The organism is Vibrio sp. QJM3NY_35, assembly GCF_057785915.1.
The window spans coordinates 350,083-371,358 of the sequence record NZ_CM173508.1 but is presented as its reverse complement, the minus strand read 5'-3'; the positions used below and the strand labels follow the sequence as shown (position 1 = coordinate 371,358).

Sequence of the window (21,276 nt, the reverse complement as noted above, 5' to 3'; positions counted from 1 at the left end):
TTCTCTTGTATTAGGCTTTGGTGGGAACTCAAAGTTCCTTGCTGACCCATTAATTATGTCCATTTAACAGGAAGTAATAAACAGACGGTTTTTTTGTAAGTTGTTCCTGTTTTTGTCTTTTATCGTCACTTAAAGACAAATGTGTTTTACAATCGGCTTTATGAGGAAGGGTTGTTTCTAAAAGGTTCATTATTTGTCTGATCTAAACATGATGCGTTACTACACTCGGCTGGATTCGTTCGAGCCTAACCTCTCACATTCGGTTACCTTAACTGAGGTCGCAGATAAGCTGTTCACCAGCTTGCGCCATGCACGAACTTTGTTAGGCAAGATGCATCAGGCTGAATGGGTGGTGTGGGAGCCAAAAGTCGGCAGGAATCAACGTTCTAACCTGACATTGCGCTATAGCAATCAAGAATTGACTCAACATGTTGCTAGTAAACTGATAGAGCAGGGCAAATACGAAAAAGCACTCTCAATTCTAGACAATGACCGCGCTGTATTTGGCTCTCTCCTCCAAGAAACCTCTGGCGCGACGATGCGTGAAGGGCTGCTGCACGTTCAATTAACCTATAAACGTAAGTTCGAAGATCTGTTCCCGCACCATATTCATCGTAGTAGTGAGCGATTTTTGATCAGGCAAGTGTTCAGTTGTTTAGTGACTTGTAATGGCAAAGGCGAGTTGAAGCCTGAACTGGCGCATCATTGGCAATATGATGCTGAAATGCTCGTTTGGACTTTCTATCTGCGCCCGGGACTTACTTTCCATGACGGACAGCCTGTGGATGCTAAGCAATTAGTTTCGATGTTTTCTGCGTTGCAAACCTTACCTTTCTATCAGACAGAGCTCGCCCATGTCGCTTCAGTTTACAGTGAGCAGCCATTGAGGATCAGCTTTCAACTCACCAAAGCAGATACCGGCTTTGCTGGTTTACTTGCTGGCGTTAAATATTCGATTCAACCCGCAGCGCAAGTCACCCGTGAACCGTCTCCATTAAGTTCTGTGTCCCATGCTGTTATTGGTACCGGTCCATTTAAAGTGGTTGAGACCAACAATGAACGAATCAAACTCGCCGCATTTGAACACTATTATGGTTGCCGCTCGTTAACCGATGAGGTGACCATCTGGCAGTTTGAAGAATCAATGTCGGGCAGTGCTCGTTTTGATGACAGCCAAATGCAAGTCTCACCTTATGAAGACTCGTCTTGTTTTCATCAACTCGGAAAAAGCGATGCGGAGCTGGTGTCTGCAGAGACTGATGGCCTTCGTAGTCGGGTCGAAGATGGTTGCTTGTTTATCCTGTTCAATCAGAATTCAACGGCAAACTCGTTAAGCGATGAGCAGCGTAAATATCTCTCCGGGCTCGCCAATCCGCAAGCTATTTTGTCTCAATTGGAACAAAATCAAGGGTTGTTCAGCGTGTCTTTAGCTCAGAATATATTGCCAAGCTGGCAAAAGTTGTATCGAACGCCGTCGAAAGAAGTTCAATTACCTAAAAAGATGACCATAGCCGTTTACAATTACTACGCCCTATATAGATGTGCTATCTGCGTGTCAGACATACTCAAACGATATGGTGTGGAAGTTGAGGTGAATACGTATAGCTTTCGAGAACTGGCTCAGCTATCTCAGAGTGGTGACCTTAAAGAAGACTTGGTGTTGTGTAACCTCAATCTCGATGACAATGCACCTTCTTCACTGTTCTCGTGGTTGATGAACGATCCTGTTTTGCACTCTGCACTAGGAGAGATGAACAGCGATTGGCTGAAGCAGCGCTTAGATCATCATAAGGCATCGGTTGAACTGCCGAATTACTTGGCAGAGTTGGAGCCCGTTGCATCGACGCTGATCTCGGATTATTGGTTAGTGCCTATGTTTCATCACCTACAAACCGTGCGTTTCCAAGGTATTCTGAAGAATGTAGCCATCACGAACTGGGGTTGGCCAGATTTCAAGAATGTATGGTCTGCGGATTAATATTTCTAACTAAATAGATTCACTATTCTTTTCTAGCCGATCTCGGTAGGTCCACATATAGCTAAAATATAAATTACACTAACCGGTTCACTTTTTCGTTTTGCTATGTAAACTAATCAGTGTAGTTTTTGCGTTGGGATAGACCCAATGATTAAAGAGATACCAATGAAAAAATATCTATTACCGATTTTAGGAGTACTTGCCGTGGTCGCTATCGTAAGCCCAGGTTCACAATCAAACGACAATCTAGATAAGCTTCCGAAGAAGTTTGCTAACAGTGAGTTGGAATACAAATTGGGTATGTCTGATATTTTTTCAATCTTGAAAGCTTACGTGACTGTGGAAAGAAACGAGCCAGTGCCGCGCGCTGCATTGCCTCTGATACCGATGACAGCCGAGCAGCTGATCGAAGAACAAGACGATGTCGCTTATCGCTTGGGTCACTCAAGCGTGATGATGAAGCTGGATGGCAAGCTAGTGATGACTGATCCTGTGTTCAGTGATCGCGCATCGCCAGTGCAATGGATGGGGCCAAAGCGCTTCCATCCAACACCAATCTCATTACAAGAACTGCCTGATATTGATGTGGTAGTGATCAGCCACGATCACTACGACCATTTAGACAAAGGTGCCGTAAAGGTATTAGCCGGCAAAGTAGGGACATTTTTGGTGCCACTCAGAGTCGGTGCTCTACTAGAAAAGTGGGGCGTGGATAAAGCAAAGATCATTGAGTTGAACTGGTGGGAGTCGGCAACCGTTGCTGATATCGAGTTCACTTTGACGCCGACACAACATTTTTCTGGGCGTGGCTTACTTGATCGTGACCAAACACTGTGGGGGAGCTGGGTCATTAACGCTTCAGATAAGAAAGTCTTCTTTAGCGGTGACTCTGGTTACTTCAGCGGTTTTAAAGAGATTGGTGACCGCTTCGGGCCGTTTGATTTAACCATGGTTGAAACGGGCGCGTATAACTCACTTTGGGCGGATATTCATATGTTCCCAGAGCAGAGTGTTCAGGCGCACATTGATCTGCAAGGTAAGGTGATGATGCCAATCCACAACAGTACCTTCGACCTTTCTATGCACGATTGGCAAGATCCAATGGAACAAGCACTGGCGATAAGCAAATAGCGAGACGTGCAAATGGTGAGCCCTGTGATGGGGGAACGCCTAGTGATCGCAGAGCCAGTCCCCGTTCAAGCGTGGTGGAAACTAGCATCGAATTAGAGCTGTTACCTAATTAGAACTGGCATCTAATTAAAACGGTCATCTAAGTTAGAGGTAGCCATACCGCTAATCTATATCAAATCAGCTCATACAAAAAACGCCACCGATCTTACGATTCGGTGGCGTTTTTTCGTTTTATTTTTAAGATCAGCTTTCTAAGTTCTGCGCCATTTTCTTCGCAATTTTTCTGAATTGTTCTAACTCGTCTTCGGCCATGCCTTTGGTCATTCTCTTCAGCATGTCTCGATCGATATCCGAGACCTTACTCATGATCTCTTGACCCTTATCAGTCAGAACCAATAACTGGCTGCGCTTGTCTTCCGGGTTCGGAGACTTCTTCACAAGTTCCTGATTGATCAAGGCATTAATGAGCCGAGTGACCTGTGCTTTATCACGATCTAAGAAGTGTGCGATATCGATAGCGGTACATGGAGACTTCTTAGTAATGATCTTCATGACACGAATGTTCATAGGTGCGATCTCTGAGTCTAAGCTCTCAATCTGTTCGCTCATTTGACGTTTCAAAGAGTGCACTAAACGAAAGATAGACTCTAGCGATGTGTTATCAGACATAAACGATCCTTAGAAATATAGTTGACACTATCAACTACTTTATTTATAGTTGACATTATCAACTTAATTGTTCGTAAATTCAAGGCAGGAAATAGATATGACGATTCAAGCAACTCTAACGCCAACTCTTCCTGAGCAAAAAGGCACACCGGTTTTATACAAAATTTTGGTCATGTTGAGCTTAATGCTGACGATTGGCGGCAGTTTAACGGCCGTGATGACCTACATGAATGTCGGATTCGGCGAGGCATTTATTGGCAACTGGCTTTCTTCGTTAGCCCTTGTTGTCGTGATTATGATGCCAATCGGCATGGTGATGATGACTTTGGTGACTAAAGTCACTGCTAAGGCGTTGCCCAATTACGGCGAGAAAGCTCGCAACCTAATCGTGGGATTGATTATGGCTTTTATCATGGAGTCCATCATGGCATTTGTAACAGCGGCAAATAATATTGGATTTTCGGATACATCGGCGTTTACCAGTGGATGGTTTAATGGATTTATTGCTGCGCTTCCTATTGGCCTTACGATCATGGTCGTGATGTCGATGACGGTTAAACCTAAGCTCGAACGATTCATGAAGAGCTAGCCAAAACACTTTTTAAGCATTGTAGGAGATCCACATGACAGCATTCACAGGCAAACACAATAACTACCGTATCACTATCGAAGAAGTGAACATCAAAGAAGATCGTGAACTGCAAACCATGCAGTTTGAAATTGAAGACAGAGAAAACATGTTCGCGATTGTTGAGAAGATCAAACAAGACAGCGGCTTAGACGACCAATCAGCAACGCGACTAGGGGTGAGCATTCGATTACTCGGCCCAATGATGATGCAAGATAGAAAGCACCCTCTGTTTGTTGATTTCATGCCTCACTTCAGAAACTTCATGCAAAACCTGAAGAAGACGTTAAAAGGGCAGTAAAGCCTAATCATCAGTAACACACCGAAAAACCAGTAATGAATTTACTGGCTTAAATCAACATAGTTTCAGTTGTTTGCGTCTAGAATATGCGGAAATTAATGGCTGAATTTGCGGTGTTGCTTCGTTGCTTAATTGTCTATTCAAGCTTCAAGAAATCCGATACTATACTGGTCATAAAAATAAAGGTGGTATTATATGATGAATGTATTTAAGCAAGCAGCTGAAGAATTGCTAAGTCGCCGCGTTGCGGGAACCAAAGCACCAAGATTGGACGAACAGTACCGTCCGAATAACTTGGAAGATGCGCTAAAGATCCAATCATCAATGATCGATCTCAAGAGCGACAAGGTCGGTGGTTGGAAGTGTTTGCTTCCTTTAGCTGAAGACAAGTTCATTGTTGCGCCTATTTTCTCGGGTAGTGTTCAACAAGGCGAGGTTTGCGAACTGTTTGCAGACAACGACGTAGTACGTGTTGAGCCTGAAATTGCATTTACACTTACTAAGAGTCTGCCTGCAAGCCAAGAAGGCTACAGCGAAGAGCAAATCAACGAAGCGATCGGTTCTTGCCACATGGCACTTGAGTTAATGCAATCTCGCTTTGCTGATGACAGTGGTGCCGAGTTCTACGAAAAGCTTGCTGATGGCCTAGTAAACCAAGGCCTGTTCATTGGCCCAGAGATTGACCGTGAAAAAGCGTTCACTTCTGCTGAGATCAACATTGAAGTGACTCAAGGCGAACAAGTTCAAGCATTCGCAGGTAAGCACCCAAATACATTACCGCTAAGCCCAATCTACTGGCTGATTAACACCATGACTCGTCGTGGCGTAGATTTCCAAGCAGGTGAAGCAATCATCACGGGTTCTTACTGCGGTGTCGTAGAGATGGGATTCGATAAACCAACAACCTTCCACTACGAAGGCATTGGTGAATACCAAGTGACGTTCAAGCAAAAGTTATAAAGCTTGTTATCTACTTGATCTGTTATCTAAAGGCTGCTTACTTGGTTAGTAAGTAGCCTTTTCTATTATGTGATGTTCAATGGCGTGCTTATTACTTTGCATTAAATTGGGCGTTTAGACGTCTAGACGTTGACAAGCTCTAAGTGTGACATTAGTCTGCTCACCTTCCTGTTCTATTGCGTTGATGTTCCATGTCCAATTCGAAAAATTCTAATGCTGTAATTGCCCCTTCTGCAGTTGCGCTTATCCCTCTGATCGTGTTCCTAGCGCTGTTTATTGGCGTAGGTACGTACTTGTCACTGCAAGGCGTCGATTTTGCTTTCTATCAGCTTCCAGCTCCAATTGCAGCTTTGCCTGCTGTGATGTTGGCGTTGTTGCTAAGCAAAGATAAGTTGAACCGCGCTATCGAGCAATTCTTGGGTGGAGTTGGTCACAAAGACATTATCGCAATGTGTATGATCTACCTATTGGCGGGTGCTTTTGCGGCTGTGGCTAAAGCCTCTGGTGGCGTTGACGCGACCGTAAATCTTGGCCTATCGGCTATTCCGACAAGTATGATTCTACCGGGTATCTTCCTTATTTCTGCTTTCATCGCGACAGCAATGGGTACGTCGATGGGTACCATCGCTGCGGTTGCCCCTGTTGCGCTAGGTATTGCTGACTCAGCTGGTATGAGTATTCCTCTGACTGCCGGTGTTGTTTTAAGTGGCGCGATGTTTGGTGACAACCTGTCTATTATCTCTGATACCACGATTGCCGCGACACGTTCGCAAGGCTGTGAGATGAGAGACAAGTTTAAAGAGAACATCCGCATTGCACTGCCTGCTGCTCTTATCGCGATCGTCATCTTTGCTTTCAACAGCACGGCAACTCAGGTTCCTGAAACAGGCTCAATCGAGTGGCTAAAAGTACTGCCGTACATCACCATTCTGATTCTTGCGGTATCGGGCATGAATGTATTCGTTGTGCTGACGATTGGTATCTTGCTGGCGGGTGGTGTAAGCCTAGGCTCTGTTGAGAACTACGGTTTGACGGATTACGCTCAAGATATCTATGCAGGCTTCGGTAATATGCAGGAAATCTTCCTACTATCGATGCTGATTGGTGGTTTGAGTGAGCTAATGCGTCGTCAAGGTGGATTGGCGTTTCTGACTAACTTGGTAAGTGGTGTGATTCGTGCGTTTGGCTCTTCACACTCTAAGCAAGCGAATGGTCGTGCGAGTGAGCTAGGTATTGCTGGCTTGGTGTCTATGGTGAACCTATGTACGGCAAACAACACGGTAGCGATCATTGTTTCAGGTAGCGTGGCTCGCCAATTGGCAGAAGAGAACAACGTGTCTCCGCGTCGCTCAGCAAGCTTGTTGGATATTTTCTCTTGTGTGATTCAAGGCGTGTTGCCTTACGGTGCGCAGGTATTGCTATTAGGTTCGGTATTTAACCTATCGCCTTTGGATATTGTAGCCAACTCGTACTACTGTTTTGCTCTTGCAATCGTGGCTGTAGTCGCTGTGTTTATCAAACATCCAGCACGTTAAGTGGCTAACGCTTAGTAGTAATTGACCAAACTCAGTCGTAACTGGCTTTGATAAGAAGGCTCCTTAATAGGAGCCTTTATTACATCTGATGAATGGATTACCATGAATTCAAGTTGTCATCGATATCTATTGAATTATCGAGGCTATGTACTCAGTTATTTAAATGGAATTTTGATGCTCGCCATTCCCCTACCATTTATTGCAGCTCTGCTGTTATGCGTCACGGCTGTTTTGCTTAGATATCGTTACCCACAAACAAGCCAAAAACCGTTTTGGTTTATTATGTTGTGTGCGTTGATGATTACTGTTGTTGGGCTACGTTGGACGTTTGATATTGCGTTGTTCCGTTTCTTACAACCGGTTCTAGGGGCAAGTGTACCTGTGGTGGCATGGCTCTGCTTTGCGGGAGCTCATCGAAGTCAACCTTTGTCTCTTTTGCATTGCTTAGGCCCAGTGGTTGTTCTAGTTGGCTCCTTTTCTTATTCGTATATTTGGGGTGGAACGATTGATCTATTATTGATCTCGCTATATCTCGGCTATGGCTGCTTGTTGTTGAAATCATCGTTTAACTTCCCAGAGCACGTCAGGCTGAGTGATGTATCGAATGTTTTGTATGCTGAGCGTACGGCAGGTATAGCCTTACTGTTTTCGGCTCTAGTGGATAGCATTATCTCGTATGATATTTTGCTGCTTAACGCACAACACACCGACTTAATTCTGTCTATTGGTTACCTAGTTCTTATTCCCGCAATTGTTGGGGCTGTGGTCGTTGTCAGTACCAGTACGTCTCCGACTCCGAAAAAAAATCAACAACAGAGCGAACTTTCAACGCTAAATAGCATACAAGACGAAGTTGAGGCATTGATACCAACGGTGAGCTTAGACGAAGACAAAGAAGTCACGCAGATCGTCGCTAAGTTTGATGCGTTAATGAAGGATCATCAGGTGTTCAAAGATCCTGACTTGTCCCTGAATCGAGTGGCGAGAAAGCTAGGTATCCCAGCTCGAAAAATATCGTCTGCGGTTAATCAAACTCACCACCAGAACATTTCAAAGGTGATTAACGCCTATCGAATTGAGCACGCTAAGACTCTCCTGATGCAAAGTGATGAAGCGATAACTGATATCTTCCTTAGTTCAGGCTTTCAGACCAAGTCCAATTTCAATCGCGAGTTTTCAAGGATAACTGGGCAAACTCCGAGTGAGTATCGAAGTTCGCCGCAAGTGTTAGATTGAGTGTGTTTGCTTTCCGTTTATCAATTCAGAAAGCTAACGATGTCGTTTAAGATCAATTGATGTAGCTGGTCGCGTGATGTACCAACGCCATCTTTACAAATAATGCCATCGCCTGGCACTTCTTCTTCAAGCATCGGTACTGCCCCAGCTTTGCAACTTTGAATGAAGCTGAAATGGGTAGCGCTTTCGTAGACCTTATAGCGTCTTAAATTAAGAGGCATGTGCTCAGCAATGTAGCCAGATTCTAATGCCTGAGGTAGATCCCCAATATCAATTCCAGCCGCCAATATTAAGGTTGGCACTGTAACGTCATTTAAGCTGCCGACTGAGAAGCTGCGAGCAAGCCCCAAATCAAGGCTAACTAAACGTTGAATTCGAGGGTCTGATAGGTCTTTTTCATTTGGTTCAGCTGGTTGGGCTTGTGATAGCCCTAATTCATCAGACAGCCCACAGGTACGCGGGTTAGGGTATATAAGACACTCGGCTTCAAAGGTCGCTCTATCTATTTTCGCTCCTGCCAATTGCATCACTGTCCAGCCTCCTAGCGAGTGTCCGATTGCAGTGATATTGTTGGCGTTAACAGCTTGCTTCCATTGAACTTCGCTTAACAGGTAATCGATGGTTCGAGTGATATCTCGCGGCCTCTCCCACCACTTGGCCGCTTGCTCTGGAGATTGGTCGAAAGAGGTGGTTCCCGGATGGTCAGTGGCCGCTACGATGTAGCCACGACTCGCAAGTTCGGTCGCCAACCAGTTTTGGTTTCGCCAGTTTCCTCGGTAGCCGTGTGATAGTAGTACAACTGGAAAAGTGCCTGATTGAATCTCTCCATCTTTGATGACTTGCGTGCCGAAGAAGGCTGGGTTATCGGCAATCAAGGTTGTGTCTGATGCATCTAGTGTGGGATACCAAATGGCAGTGTTTAGCGGGCGATTAGGATCGTCAGTTAAGGTGACTTGAGTGAATCCGACATCGGAAGCGATGACAGAAGAACTAAGGAAAAGTAGGGATGTGAACAGTAAATGTGTCCATTTCATAGTTTAACTCCAATTTAGGTGATTGGAGCCAACATGCGCTAAAGCCAGTGAGGGCGAGACCTAAAACACGATCGAGGACGCCCTAAATCGTGTTTGAGTACAAACTTAGTTATTTTGGATGCGCCTAATTCAGCTTATTAGTCACGAACTCTTTGTTTCTGACCATTAGCCACATCAGGCCGCCTAACGTACCGACGGATAATTGAATAAAGCCTAGGTTTTCAATCAGTGAATCTGGGCGGATTGAAACCAACACCATGCCAAGCGAACCACAAATCATGCTGAAGAACTGTATCAGTGCGACGGCAGAGCCCGTGTCATGATCTTGTTGATTCAACATCAAGTTGGTACCCGGTACTCGCATGATGATCGCCATTAATGTCGCTGGTGCAGCGATGAACATGAAGAACCAAGGGGACAGGTCGCCAATGGTTAGAGTGAAGATTCCCGCAAGCGCTAATAAAGCAAAACATCCTGAGATGACCTTTTGAACCGGCATTCGGTAGGACAACTTCATGTAAATTGTTGGACCAAATGAGGCGCACAATGCATTGAATGCGAACGCGTAACTAAACTGTTGTTCGGTCAATCCAAAGTGATCGATGTAGATATAAGAACCCGCTGCAAGAAAGCCCATCAACGCCATCGGTATGATAGAGAAAATGACCAGCAGCTTGACGAACGAGCGGTTTTTCATGACCACGCCCATTCTTCCCCATGAGCGGAATATGGAACCTTGGTATTTGTTTTCGAGTGTTTCTTGGTAGCAGCAAGCTAATACTGACGCAAATGCACCAAAAATGGCGAGCGTGACAAACATCATTCGCCAAGAAGCAATTTTCAGTAAAAAGGCGCCAAACACAGGCGCAACCATTGGTGCGATGATCACCAGTGACATGATAGTCGCCATGATCTTTTCACGTTCTCGGCCGTCATAAAGATCTTTGACAATGGCAGTCGCGATAACGGTGATGGCACTGCCCGCAAAGGCTTGGAATACACGAGCACCAATCAACTGTTCGATGCTATTGGTCATCGCGCACAATATGCTCGCGACCATATAGCCCGCTAATCCAATCAATAGGATCGGCTTACGACCAAATTTTTCGCTGAGCGGCCCCCAGAACAAAAGACCGATGGCGTAAGTAACGAAGTAGCTGCTCAGGGTTAGGTTGACCATGGATCGATCAGTATTAAACACCTCGACCATCTGCGGAAGCGCAGGTAAGTAAAGGTCGATAGTCAATGGAGGGAAAGCACTTATTATGACGAGAAAAAATAGCATACCGGTCTTTCCCAGTACTGGTTGTGGTCTCTTCAAGGTGGCTCTCCGTTGTCCAAGGTAGGTTTTTAATTGATGTGATATTGATATACAGAAGGCTAGGCACGTCAGACAAGAAGGATAGAGTCGTTCAAGAATATGGTGAAAGTATCGATGAGCTTATCTCTATGAGTTCGAATCTACGAAGTCGGTCTGCGCACTGAATTGTATTACAAAACATTATTACTTTTATAGCTAACGAGTTCAATCAGTTAGTAGCAGGGTGGCTTGTGATCGCCAACGACACATTGTAATGATTATCGATTTGGCTTGTTATCTTTTCTTTGGGCGTTTTTCGACTAAACCGTTACGCTCTAAACCACGTCGAACGCTGCTGCAAAGCTTACCAAAGCGGCGCAGTTCCTCGAAGTTAGGGCCTCGGCCAATGGAAATACTGTGCTCCCAATACATTAACTCACTGTCGACCATCTCTAGTAGTTTCTTAGAGCAACCCGAGCAGTTTCCTTTTGGCCCACAGATAAACGTCTCCGATTCGTAAAGTGGGAGTTCGTTTTTAACTTCTTCAATTAAGCTTAGCATTGCCAAATTTAGATTAGGCTTTTTGGTTGCTAGTGGTTTCAAGCTTGGTGCTTGCGCAGTTATCAAAGAAGAAGTTTGTGTGTTGTGGTGCAAATTCAAAGCAGCTGATGACATATCAAAGGCCTCAAGGAGAGAAGAAGGTGGGCATGCTACTCTTCACAACAAAGTGAATCTTGATGTAGTGCAATAAGCGTGGAGATATACCCAAAAGAGGTAGGAGCCACAAGCGGTTGTGACTCCTTTTTTAAAGCTCGGTACTAATGAGATATTTTAGAATTCAGCATCGAACTGGAATTCCATCCACTCTTTGGTGATTGGGTGGTGCAGTGCGAGCCTTTCTGCGTGTAGGTGAAGACGGTCAGCTTTGTTGCCATACAAGCCGTCACCGACGATAGGCATGTTAAGGCCTTCTTCATGTGAACAGTGAACACGCAACTGGTGTGTACGCCCTGTTTTAGGGTGCAGGTAAACCTTAGTGGTCTGCTCGTTTCGCTCAATCACTTCCCACTTTGTTTCTGCAGGCTTGCCGTGTTCGAAGCAGACAATCTGACGAGGGCGGTCATACAAGTCACCACGCAATGGTAGTCGAATATAGCCTTCATCTTGGTCTAGCACACCTTCAATCATTGCGACATATCGCTTCTCAACTTCACGAGTAATGAACTGCTTCTGTAAGCTTTTGTTCGCACGTCGTGTTAAAGCAAATATCAGAATGCCAGAGGTCGCCATATCCAAACGGTGGATAACAAATGGCCCTTCAACATCTTGGTGCATTTCTTGAACGCGTGTGTAGGCCGAGTCTTTAATGTTTTTACCCGGCACGGATAGAAAACCTGATGGTTTGTGTACTACAACAATGTGCTCATCTTGGAACAGAATATCCAGCTCTTTTCCTTCTGCTGGGTTCTCTAGCAATGGGTTTGGATCGACTTCTAGACCTTTCATCATATGGCCTAAAATCGGTACACACTTACTTTGGCAAGAGGCGTAGTATTTCTTGTGTTTGCGAATTTCAGATTTCGGTGAACGGCCCCACCAAAACTCAGCCAGTGCCAGCGGTGTGTATCCGTTCAAATACGCATATTGCAGAAGTTTTGGCGCCGCGCATTCACCAGAACCGGCTGGTGGAATCTTGTTTGGCGTATTTTCAAAGATCTGGTTAAGGTCTTCGACATTGCCTTCCGCATTTTGGAAAGCGTATTGTGAAAACAACTTGTGTTGGAGCTGATGAGAGATGCGTGCTCTTTGCTTTTTGAGTTCCGCTATTTGAGTCGTAAATACGTCAACTTTACCTTGAAGCTCATTCAGAGTTTGTTCCCAGTTGAGTTTAAGGTACTTCTGCTGATTCTTGTCGGCAACACTGGCTTTGTTTAGTTCGTTATTTAGCTCTTCGAAAGCTTGCTCATCAAGGTTTTCTTTGCCTTTTTCACGTTGTTCTTTACGTATTTTTCGACCTTCTATAATTAATAAACGCTGAGCTTCAATCTCTTGTTCAGCTTGTGCTTTCTGTTGTGCTAATTGTTCACACAGTTCAAGGTAATCAGCGTTTGCTTGCAGCGCTTTAAATTTCGCATTAACAGCCATCATGTCGGCCGTGTCTTGATGGAAAAAACTGTCGCTGCTGAGCATGTCGAAGACTGGCGGTACAAAGTGAGGTAATAAGTTTTGATCGGCGATTTTACCAGAGAAAGCAGAGAAGTAACCCAATTCACCTTCTGGACTTCTTACTAACAACACACCAAACATTTTGCCGCGACCAGCGTCAGAATCCAGTCCGAAGTCATGCTGCCAGTCGGTTTGAGTTTCTAGATATTGTTGAAGCTGATGAGAAGCGATTTCACACAGTGCGTGTGGTTCGTAATAGAACGGGAAGGTGAAACGCTCAGGCAACGAATATGACTCGATCGGCTGTTGAAAGCGAGTGAAGCAATGCTCAGGTGTGTGGCTGTTTTCTGAGTCGTGCGTTGGTTTGGATGAGTGCATATTGTCGTCTTACTACTTATATCGTGGTGATAAATGGTTGTGAGTCTACTGTGTATGTTTAAAGGCTTTAAACACAGTACAAGGCGGCGATTCTACTCTTTATCGAAAAGCGCCTCAAATAAGAAATGGTTCTATTACTGGATAGCTAAGCGAGATGGTTAACATTGAACCCATGAGCTATGGCTTGAACTTCATTAATTGATGAGTAACTTCTCGTTTTTAATCATAGAAAACAATTTAACAAACGAAGGGTGGTAGCCTTGCCGCCCTCTTGTTCAACCTAAGGTAACGTTATGATTCCACTCAATACTTCGATTGTATCTGGTGTCGCTATTTCAGAGATCGACGGACAAATGAAAATGCTACTTATGAAGCGTGTGAAGGGCGAGTTTTGGTGCCATGTCGCAGGCTCGATTGAAGCAGGTGAAACAGGCTGGCAGGCTATCGTGCGCGAGTTTGAAGAAGAGACCCAAATTAAAGTGGAAGCCTTGTATAACGCGCAGTTTCTGGAGCAGTTTTACGAGGCTCACGTTAATGTGATTCAGCTCATCCCTGTGTTTGCGGTGCTATGCCCACCCAACCAAGCGATTGAACTGAATGACGAGCATACGGAGTACCGTTGGTGCAATTTAGAAGAGGCAAAAGCGTTAGCGCCATTCCCCAACCAACATGCTGTCTACGATCATATCTGGTCGTATTTTGTCGATAAGCCAGTCAACCCGCTTTACCGAGTGAAATTGAACTAATACTGGTTGTTTAAGATCTAGGACCTACCAAGGTAAGGGGATAAAAAGGCGCTCACTTGTGTTTGGCATAACCCCACATCCACCTTCACGCCGTGCGATTCAAGGATCGCAACACCACGACCATTATTACGAGGGTCTGGGTCTAGCATCGCCACCACTACGTGTTTAACACCGGCTTTAACCAATGTATTGGCGCAAGCGGGTGTTCTGCCTACAAATGAACATGGCTCTAAAGTTACGTAAGCGGTAACCCCTTCCATTTCTCCGTCCAATCCGTCGTCATAGCTATTGAGCGCTTCGACCTCGGCGTGGTTTCCGCCGACTTTTTGCGTGTACCCAACAGACACCACCTTATCGTTCTTAACCAAAACACAGCCCACTGGCGGGTTTGGTTGACAGTCGGGTAGGGCTTGGCGCGAAGCTTCAAGAGCTTGCAGCATGTATTGTTGGTTCATGGTCGTTACTCAGTATGACGAGAGAGCGCAGCAGTGAGTGACCGCGCGCGGTTGATGACTTGGTTAGTTACTAACTTACTAAGCTAATAAGCTAAGCAAGTGGGGGCATGTTCGATCTGATTGGGCTTTTAGTCAATGGTTTTCATTTTGAATCTGGCTGCTAGTTGACTGTAGCCGCTCATTAACTCACTGTGGTTAATCGTTAACTGTGACCAATCGCTAATTTGGGCCAATGAGTTAACCAGTTCTTAGACTGAACTCGTTGGTCAAACACGTCTTTGCTGCGATTGGGGTTCGGTGTGATCTTCAAATCAAACAAACTCTCTAAACCAAAAGATGAAATACACTCGATGTCTCCATTAAGATTTTGCTTTACGGCGACTGCGGTTTCTTTCTCTGGCCAGTAACTCATCGCATCCAATGAGCCTTGGTAAGGTTCATCTCCATTTCTAGTGTGCATGCAGGCTTGATTGCGAACTTGCCAATGCAGTTCGGGTAAGCATTGTTTAAGCTGAGCCTCGTATCTAAAATCCGATTCGTAAGAGGTATCAATGGGATCAAAGTAGATCACATCAATATCATTGAGTGGAGTCGGGGAGGCATAGCCATGTAGGTGATCCCAAACGAGGTTTCTCACAAAGCCTGCAGCAACATAACACTGCGGTAAATCCAACTGAGAGACACAGTCTAAAACCTGCATTCGTAAGGGATCCTGTTTGATCAACGTGACGATACTATTGGCAAGCGGATGTATCATTATGATGTCGGAACATCGGTGACTTGATAATGACGAGTCACGTTCTTGGAAAGATCACCCCATTCAGACGTTTTTACTCGCTGTTGGTGCGCTTCGAATGCTTCTCGGCTAGTGAATTCTTCATACACTTCAAAGCGATTAGGTTGAAGCGTGCTTTGACTGACTCGAAACACGATACAACCAGGTTCTTCCAATGTCAGTTCTTTGTGTACAACCAAGGCTTGTGTGACGGCTTTTAGGTCGTTGTCTGGCACTAGAATATGCCCTTGCAGAATTACTTTACTCATAATTACGTCCATTTAATTTTATTCACTACGGCTTTCTTCTATAAAAAGCTCTACCCATTACAAACATAATCCCATTTTGATGTTGTGACGTATAGGCTGATGTGGCGATTAATTGTTCACATTGAAGATAGGCTTGGTTACGCTGTAACTTTTAGGGTAAGGTGAGTAATAAAAGATAGGATGTTGGAACTAAATCCGCGTTGGTCCGGTCTATTAAGTACGTATCATTGAACTGTATTGATACTGAAATGAATTTGTCATCTGAGATAACTAATCTAAATTTCGAACAACGGCTTAAGATATTAAATTGAGCCATAGTTGATAGCTAGGTCATACTTTGATGTAAATGGTACTCAAAACTCTATAAATTTTGTGATTTGTATCATTGATCTGGACATCAAACACCGTTAGATTCGAATGGTTGGCAATAAAAATAGCTCATGAAGAGCAGTTAAAGAAAAGGAAATATCCCTTATGAAAAAAATGAGAAGAGCACAGCTTCATCGCGTTCGTATCCAATACTGGAAAGACACGTCAAAAGAAGCATCAAAGAAATAAGCTTTAAATCGTAAAGCTTTAAAAGCTAAAAAGCTTAATCAAATGTAAAACGCAACAAACTGATTTCATTAGCACTCTCAAGGACCTTCATCTGGTCGGCGACTAACGAAATCATCCCCAAAGAGCTGGCAGGCATCAACAACAATGCAATTCAATGTCAGCTCATTAATACCTCCTCTAAGTTTATCTTCGTTTGTTAAATCTATTCCCCTAAACTAAAACTGTTTGTTTCTTGTTTCTTGTTTCTTGTTTCTTGTTTCTTGTTTCTTGTTCCTTGGTTTCGCACCCCTGTATTCGTTAAAGTCCTGATAATAAAAAAGCTCCTGATTTCTCAGAAGCTTTGATTTAGATTTTGATATCTGATGTGGTTACCTGCTCGGGAGAGATAACACCAACGTCAGCAGCTAATGCGTTAACGTTGGAAGAGCGTCTTCAAACTGACATCATCGGTTCGGTTCAGCTTTAGGCTCAGAAGATAGCCACCAACACCAATCAGTGCGTAAATACCTAGAGATAAAATCGGCGCTTCTGCAATCGCACTTAATGGGTTGCTTGCTATGAGCACATTCATTGGTAATGACGCGATGAGAGATAGGAAGTCATTGATGCCATAGAACCCAAACACGGCGACAGAGAGGAACTTAATCGCATAGCTTGAGATGAAAATGACAAGCAATGGAGAGTTCACCAGCTGCGAAATAGCTAGAGTGACAGTTGCCAGTGGTAATAAAACCAGTGCAACTAACATCATTCTTCCAAAAAACACGACCCAGTTACTCAGCACATAAAACAGAGATTGCTGCTCAACCAATAGCGCCAGTTGTTGCTCACTTGAGACGTTCAATATCCAGAATAGAAAATCTGCGAACAGCACTAACAACGCACAGATAGCCGGAATAACCACTAAACCGAAGCCTAGCTTCACGCCGTGAGTCATTGCGTTGGATACCGGCATACTTCTCCAAAACATTGAACTGCCTTCTTGGCGTTCTTTACGCAGCGTTTTAGGGATGTAAAGCGTCGACAGGATCAGTGAAATAAGGCCCGCGCCAAAGTAGATCACTGAGTTGAGATCTTGTGCGAACTCTCTGTGAATGTCGCTCACGTCACCGTTCACTTGCATTTCGAAGAAAAATTCATGTTGCGCTGCGCCATTAAAGAACAGACCAACGAACAGTAAGAAACCACATAACGCGACAAACAGAGGCAATCGAGTGTTAACTTTGTGCTCGATGAGTTCTTTTTCTAGCATGTAAAAACTTGGATGCATTATGCCTTCTCCGTCTGTGTTGCAAGGAATAGGTCTGCTAGACCAACGTTATAGATGTTACCCAGTGATTCAACCTGCGCTTTGTATTGACCTTCTAATAGCCACTTAGTCGTCCCTAACCCAGGCTGAGAGGTGAGTGGGTTAAGTTTCTGTATCTTGCTTGAATGGTTGTTTGCGACTTCGATAATGAAGTAGTCGTGCTCGATGTCTTCCATGCTTTTTTGCAGGACACAATGACCTTGCTTCAAAATCAGTACATCCGTTAATAGGTGTTCAATTTCTGAAACCTCATGGCTTGCAATGATCATGGCGCGTTCACCGTCGTGGAACCATTCTAGTAGGTGGCGATAAAAAGTATCGCGGTACAGCAAATCTAAGCCCAGCGTTGGCTCATCTAATATCAACACTTGAGTGTCAGTCGCGATGATGATCGCGAGATGAAGTTGTACTTTCATCCCTTTAGAAAGCTGTTTGATCTTAGAAGAGAGCTTAATGTTGGTGCTGCTTAACGTGTGTTCTGCTTTTTGTTTGTTGAAGCTAGGGTGAACACCTTGTGTGTATCGAAGCAGTTGTTTAACGGTCATCCACTCTGGTAACACGTTAACATCTGAAATATACGATAAATGCTGCATGAGCTCTGCGTGCTGGTGGATAGGGTGGTAGCCGTTTACTTCAATCTCACCTCGATAGTTGTGGCCACCAAGCAGTGATTTGATCAGTGTCGATTTGCCCGCGCCATTGTGGCCCAGAAGCCCAAGTACTTGCCCTGGCTTTAACTCGAAGTTGATGTTCTCGACACCCACTTGATTTGAATAGGTTTTGGTTACGTTTTTCACGGAAAGTAAAGTACTCATGACTTGTCCTTTATATGTTGTGCTAGCTGTTCCACGAGTTCTTCGACACTCATATCAATGATGCTTAGCGTCTCAGCGATGGCTGGGATCTGTGTGTTGATGAATGATTGGTGTGCAGACTCTTTCAATTTTTGAAGTGCCCCTTCGGCCACATACATACCTTGGCCGCGTTTTTTCTCTACCAAGTCTTCATCTACCAGTAACTGATAGCTTTTCATGACAGTAAGGTGGTTGATCTTGAGATCGGCAGCAACCGCACGCACAGAGGGTAATGCTTGTTGCTCTAACCAAACACCTTGAAGAATTTGGTCACTGATCTTTGTGGCAAGTTGCCTAAAGATCGGTTGGTCGTCTTTCCATTCGGTCATAATTAAAACTGCATGGTGATATATATGTGTATAACACTAACCTTTTTATACGATTTGGCAAGGGTTTTATGAAAATGGATCGGATATCTTTATTTTTGGATAAAGCATGTTTGGCGGGGAGGGTACTTGAAGCCTACGTCCTTGTGGGCTTTCAAGCAGCTGTATGAGCGATGATTATTTGAATAGGCAATGGTTGCTCATCAAGATTTTTATTAGGCAGAGCCTATTGCTCCTCTGAGTCATTGGGCCGGCTATATAGGTAGCCTTGATGTAAGTTGTAGCCTAGCTGACACAAGATGTATTGCTGCCTGCGCGTCTCGACACCTTCATAAATCATCGTGATATTTGATAAGCGTCCAATCTCAGAGATATTAAGCAATACACCCTGATGATGCTCTCCTGACTCGATATCCTTAACAAAACAACGATCCAGTTTTAGATAGGCCGGAGAGATAACATTGATGATTTCGATGTTGTTATTGCCTGTACCAAAGTCATCCAGAGCGATAGTGATACCAAGCTTTTTGATATCCTTAATGTTATCGATAACCTCGCATCCATAGCCAATGTTCGAATATTCAGTAATCTCGACGACAAATTCATTCGCTTCCATCGCGGCCAAATGCTCTCTGAGCCTTGCGAAGTTCGACCCCACCAAAGCGCTCGGACACACGTTGACACCATAGATCTCATGGCTGTTGTGTAATTTGGCTTTTCTGACCGTCTCGATGAGCAAGATAGTGTGAAAGGTGAGTAAATTGGTGCGTCTCATGGTGTTGATGAAGCTTAAAACGCCAACGTTACGAACTCGAGATAACAACTCGTAATACAGGACGCTGTTGTCTTCGGTGTTGATGATGGGCTCTTCTTCAAAGGAGATGTGTTTCCAACGAAACAGGTAGATCATAAAGCCCAGAATATAGGAGCGATAAAGCAGTGTGGCGAGAATCAGAGAAAGCGCAGTCCACAGTACGACAATATCGTCACTGTAAAAGGTAATGGTTGCGCCGGTTGGCAGTGGTGTTTGATAGATAGCTTTACTTTCTTCACCAAGTTTCAGAATGTAATAACCATTCTTCTGGATCGAGACCGAGTCGACTAACAGAGGCAATAGTGAGTTTTTGTATCGAGCTTCAATAGAGCGTGTAGAAATACGCACCGTAAGGTCAATGTCATGCTTAGTGTCTGCGAAGCGTGAATAAGCGAAATCGGCACTATCGTAAAAGTCATCAACTTGATCAAGGTCTACCATTTTCGATCGTGTTTTGGAGATATAACATGAACCATAAGACGTAGTCATGATGACAGAATCCAGGTTGAGCGAATGCCTTAATGAGTGCACAGCCCCTTGGTTATCGCAACCATAGAGCATGATTTCTTCAACAATATGTTTGGTGTTTTCGTTGTATTCATCTGCAATCTTCGTCGTATAAAGGATTTGGAAAAAGTAGACAACGAATAGGAAAAAGGAAGAGATGGTGAACACGGCTATCAGAGCCTTGAGCAGCTCTCGATGATAGGTGTTGAACATCAGTTTCAACATCCCGAACTGGCTGGGCTTGAACTGGTTGATGTCGTACTTAGGTGCGATACGGTTGGTTGAGCTTTTATCGAGATCGATAAAGTAACCTACCTTATAAAGGTTAGAGATAAGTTCGCTATTATTATCTACCTTCGCTTTTTTACATAAGATTCGATATTTCTTTCTTATAGAAGCAATAATGTTTTTTAACGCGTATAAACTAAACTCTTCATCAAAGTGTAATTTAAAAGACTCTTCAACATCTCGTGCAGATTGAGGGTTTGATATTGACGAGTGTTCAATAAGGTATTTGAAAACAAAACTCTCTTTATTATTAAGAGTTTCCTCTGATATCTTATTGCTGTCTCTTTTTATGTATATCTTTTCTTCATTGTAGATCAGTTGCAAGCTCTCATTATTGTTATTTATATTGAAAGAACAGTGCATAGCTCAACTCCTAAGCGATAGTTATTATATTTGTGTGATGGATATGTGATGGCTGGGATTGTCATTCAACACAAGAGTTCGATCTAAATAATATAACCAAAATGTCACCATTTTCTCTTAAGATGTTGATACTAATCGCAGAATTTGGGCTTTAACGAAAGGTTATGGAGATGTTCACCCAAAAGTTGAATTTATAAATGAAAGCCAATGATTTACAAGGGGTAAAGGGGATTTATCCATTTGTTTTGGTATTTATCCATTTCACAGCTTCTACGCGGTAGGTTTAGCGACTGGATTTAGAGGTTTCTAATGTAGCTTCTGATGGTATTCATTCAGATTATCGATGTGTCAGATTTATCAGAATTTTTCAGGATAAAATTAAATTATGTCAGTTTATGTGATATTAATATAATTTAAACGGCTTATTGTTTTTGTGATTTAATTAAATTAATCAATGATAGAATTAATTATATTTGTTGAATAATTGACTTTAATTTATTCTATTACGAAGTTTAAATAATGAAACTTTAAGATGGGATATTTAAAATAGGGAAAGGGTGATGTTTATCATGAGGTGTTGATTAAAGGATTTTAATGGGATTATCATTGACATATGTATCAAATATGTGTGCATGTAAATATTCATCGGCTAGTGATGAAAATAAGATATGAATGAGGTTGGTGTTATACCATGAG

Annotated in this window: 19 protein-coding genes and 1 pseudogene; 8 read left to right on the top strand and 12 right to left on the bottom strand. The window is 43.6% G+C overall.

Annotated features, from left to right (window positions below):
* Nucleotides 1-193 precede the first annotated feature (193 nt).
* Together AC3CH3_RS17070 and AC3CH3_RS17065 are read left to right on the top strand one after the other, a co-directional pair.
* Nucleotides 194-1,978 carry an SgrR family transcriptional regulator gene (locus AC3CH3_RS17070; protein WP_488538781.1) on the top strand — a complete coding sequence of 595 codons (1,785 nt, stop codon included), beginning with the start codon at nucleotides 194-196 and terminating at the stop codon, nucleotides 1,976-1,978.
* A gap of 165 nt (nucleotides 1,979-2,143) precedes the next feature.
* Nucleotides 2,144-3,205 (top strand): annotated as a pseudogene (locus AC3CH3_RS17065) (MBL fold metallo-hydrolase).
* Nucleotides 3,206-3,352: 147 nt separating this feature from the next.
* Here AC3CH3_RS17065 and AC3CH3_RS17060 read toward each other — a convergent pair.
* Nucleotides 3,353-3,778, bottom strand: a complete 426-nt coding sequence (locus tag AC3CH3_RS17060; protein WP_017060573.1) for a MarR family winged helix-turn-helix transcriptional regulator — start codon at nucleotides 3,776-3,778, stop codon at nucleotides 3,353-3,355.
* A 97-nt stretch (nucleotides 3,779-3,875) separates the two neighbouring features.
* Here AC3CH3_RS17060 and AC3CH3_RS17055 point away from each other — a divergent pair, with 97 nt between their 5' ends.
* The 5 genes from AC3CH3_RS17055 (at nucleotide 3,876) to AC3CH3_RS17035 (ending at nucleotide 8,438) form a co-directional block, all read left to right on the top strand.
* Nucleotides 3,876-4,367 carry a DUF2798 domain-containing protein gene (locus AC3CH3_RS17055; RefSeq protein ID WP_488538780.1) on the top strand — a complete coding sequence of 164 codons (492 nt, stop codon included), beginning with the start codon at nucleotides 3,876-3,878 and terminating at the stop codon, nucleotides 4,365-4,367.
* 34 nt (nucleotides 4,368-4,401) lie between these two features.
* Nucleotides 4,402-4,707 carry a DUF3861 domain-containing protein gene (locus AC3CH3_RS17050; RefSeq protein WP_488538779.1) on the top strand — a complete coding sequence of 102 codons (306 nt, stop codon included), beginning with the start codon at nucleotides 4,402-4,404 and terminating at the stop codon, nucleotides 4,705-4,707.
* A 195-nt stretch (nucleotides 4,708-4,902) separates the two neighbouring features.
* Nucleotides 4,903-5,667 carry a hydratase gene (locus AC3CH3_RS17045; protein ID WP_488538778.1) on the top strand — a complete coding sequence of 255 codons (765 nt, stop codon included), beginning with the start codon at nucleotides 4,903-4,905 and terminating at the stop codon, nucleotides 5,665-5,667.
* Nucleotides 5,668-5,858: 191 nt separating this feature from the next.
* Nucleotides 5,859-7,202 (top strand): Na+/H+ antiporter NhaC family protein, encoded by a 1,344-nt coding sequence (locus AC3CH3_RS17040; RefSeq protein ID WP_488538777.1) that lies wholly within the window; start codon nucleotides 5,859-5,861, stop codon nucleotides 7,200-7,202.
* Nucleotides 7,203-7,373: 171 nt separating this feature from the next.
* Entirely contained in the window at nucleotides 7,374-8,438 is a 1,065-nt protein-coding gene (locus tag AC3CH3_RS17035) for a helix-turn-helix domain-containing protein (RefSeq protein WP_488539099.1), read from the top strand.
* 20 nt (nucleotides 8,439-8,458) lie between these two features.
* On the opposite strand, the gene AC3CH3_RS17030 is transcribed toward AC3CH3_RS17035, so the two are convergent.
* From AC3CH3_RS17030 to AC3CH3_RS17015, 4 genes are all read right to left on the bottom strand, one after another.
* Complete coding sequence (locus AC3CH3_RS17030; RefSeq protein WP_488538776.1) at nucleotides 8,459-9,472, bottom strand: alpha/beta hydrolase family protein; 1,014 nt, start codon at nucleotides 9,470-9,472, stop codon at nucleotides 8,459-8,461.
* A gap of 124 nt (nucleotides 9,473-9,596) precedes the next feature.
* Nucleotides 9,597-10,793, bottom strand: coding sequence for a multidrug effflux MFS transporter (locus AC3CH3_RS17025; RefSeq protein ID WP_488538775.1), 1,197 nt, complete (start codon nucleotides 10,791-10,793; stop codon nucleotides 9,597-9,599).
* 273 nt (nucleotides 10,794-11,066) lie between these two features.
* Nucleotides 11,067-11,447 (bottom strand): hypothetical protein, encoded by a 381-nt coding sequence (locus tag AC3CH3_RS17020; protein WP_488538774.1) that lies wholly within the window; start codon nucleotides 11,445-11,447, stop codon nucleotides 11,067-11,069.
* Between the two features lie 156 nt (nucleotides 11,448-11,603).
* On the bottom strand, nucleotides 11,604-13,316 hold the full coding sequence (locus tag AC3CH3_RS17015; protein ID WP_488538773.1) for an RluA family pseudouridine synthase: 1,713 nt from the start codon (nucleotides 13,314-13,316) through the stop codon (nucleotides 11,604-11,606).
* Nucleotides 13,317-13,609: 293 nt separating this feature from the next.
* On the opposite strand from AC3CH3_RS17015, the gene AC3CH3_RS17010 reads away from it, so the two are divergent.
* Entirely contained in the window at nucleotides 13,610-14,062 is a 453-nt protein-coding gene (locus AC3CH3_RS17010; RefSeq protein WP_016769103.1) for an NUDIX hydrolase, read from the top strand.
* A gap of 17 nt (nucleotides 14,063-14,079) precedes the next feature.
* Here the strand turns inward: AC3CH3_RS17010 and AC3CH3_RS17005 are convergent, their stop codons facing one another.
* From AC3CH3_RS17005 to AC3CH3_RS16975, 7 genes are all read right to left on the bottom strand, one after another.
* Nucleotides 14,080-14,517, bottom strand: coding sequence for a bifunctional diaminohydroxyphosphoribosylaminopyrimidine deaminase/5-amino-6-(5-phosphoribosylamino)uracil reductase RibD (locus AC3CH3_RS17005; protein ID WP_171308025.1), 438 nt, complete (start codon nucleotides 14,515-14,517; stop codon nucleotides 14,080-14,082).
* A 202-nt stretch (nucleotides 14,518-14,719) separates the two neighbouring features.
* Nucleotides 14,720-15,274, bottom strand: a complete 555-nt coding sequence (locus tag AC3CH3_RS17000) for a nucleotidyltransferase family protein (protein ID WP_065205827.1) — start codon at nucleotides 15,272-15,274, stop codon at nucleotides 14,720-14,722.
* Nucleotides 15,274-15,561, bottom strand: coding sequence for a putative quinol monooxygenase (locus tag AC3CH3_RS16995; protein WP_428783018.1), 288 nt, complete (start codon nucleotides 15,559-15,561; stop codon nucleotides 15,274-15,276). The genes AC3CH3_RS17000 and AC3CH3_RS16995 overlap by 1 nt, the downstream gene beginning before the upstream one ends.
* Before the next feature lie 970 nt (nucleotides 15,562-16,531).
* Nucleotides 16,532-17,389, bottom strand: a complete 858-nt coding sequence (locus AC3CH3_RS16990) for a hypothetical protein (protein ID WP_017083226.1) — start codon at nucleotides 17,387-17,389, stop codon at nucleotides 16,532-16,534.
* On the bottom strand, nucleotides 17,389-18,243 hold the full coding sequence (locus tag AC3CH3_RS16985) for an ABC transporter ATP-binding protein (protein ID WP_488538772.1): 855 nt from the start codon (nucleotides 18,241-18,243) through the stop codon (nucleotides 17,389-17,391). Before AC3CH3_RS16985 ends, AC3CH3_RS16990 begins: the two co-directional genes overlap by 1 nt.
* Nucleotides 18,240-18,611: a GntR family transcriptional regulator gene (locus AC3CH3_RS16980; RefSeq protein WP_019824684.1), complete on the bottom strand. Its 372-nt coding sequence runs from the start codon at nucleotides 18,609-18,611 to the stop codon at nucleotides 18,240-18,242. The genes AC3CH3_RS16985 and AC3CH3_RS16980 overlap by 4 nt, the downstream gene beginning before the upstream one ends.
* A gap of 223 nt (nucleotides 18,612-18,834) precedes the next feature.
* Entirely contained in the window at nucleotides 18,835-20,580 is a 1,746-nt protein-coding gene (locus AC3CH3_RS16975; protein WP_488538771.1) for an EAL domain-containing protein, read from the bottom strand.
* Between the last annotated feature and the right edge of the window lie 696 nt (nucleotides 20,581-21,276).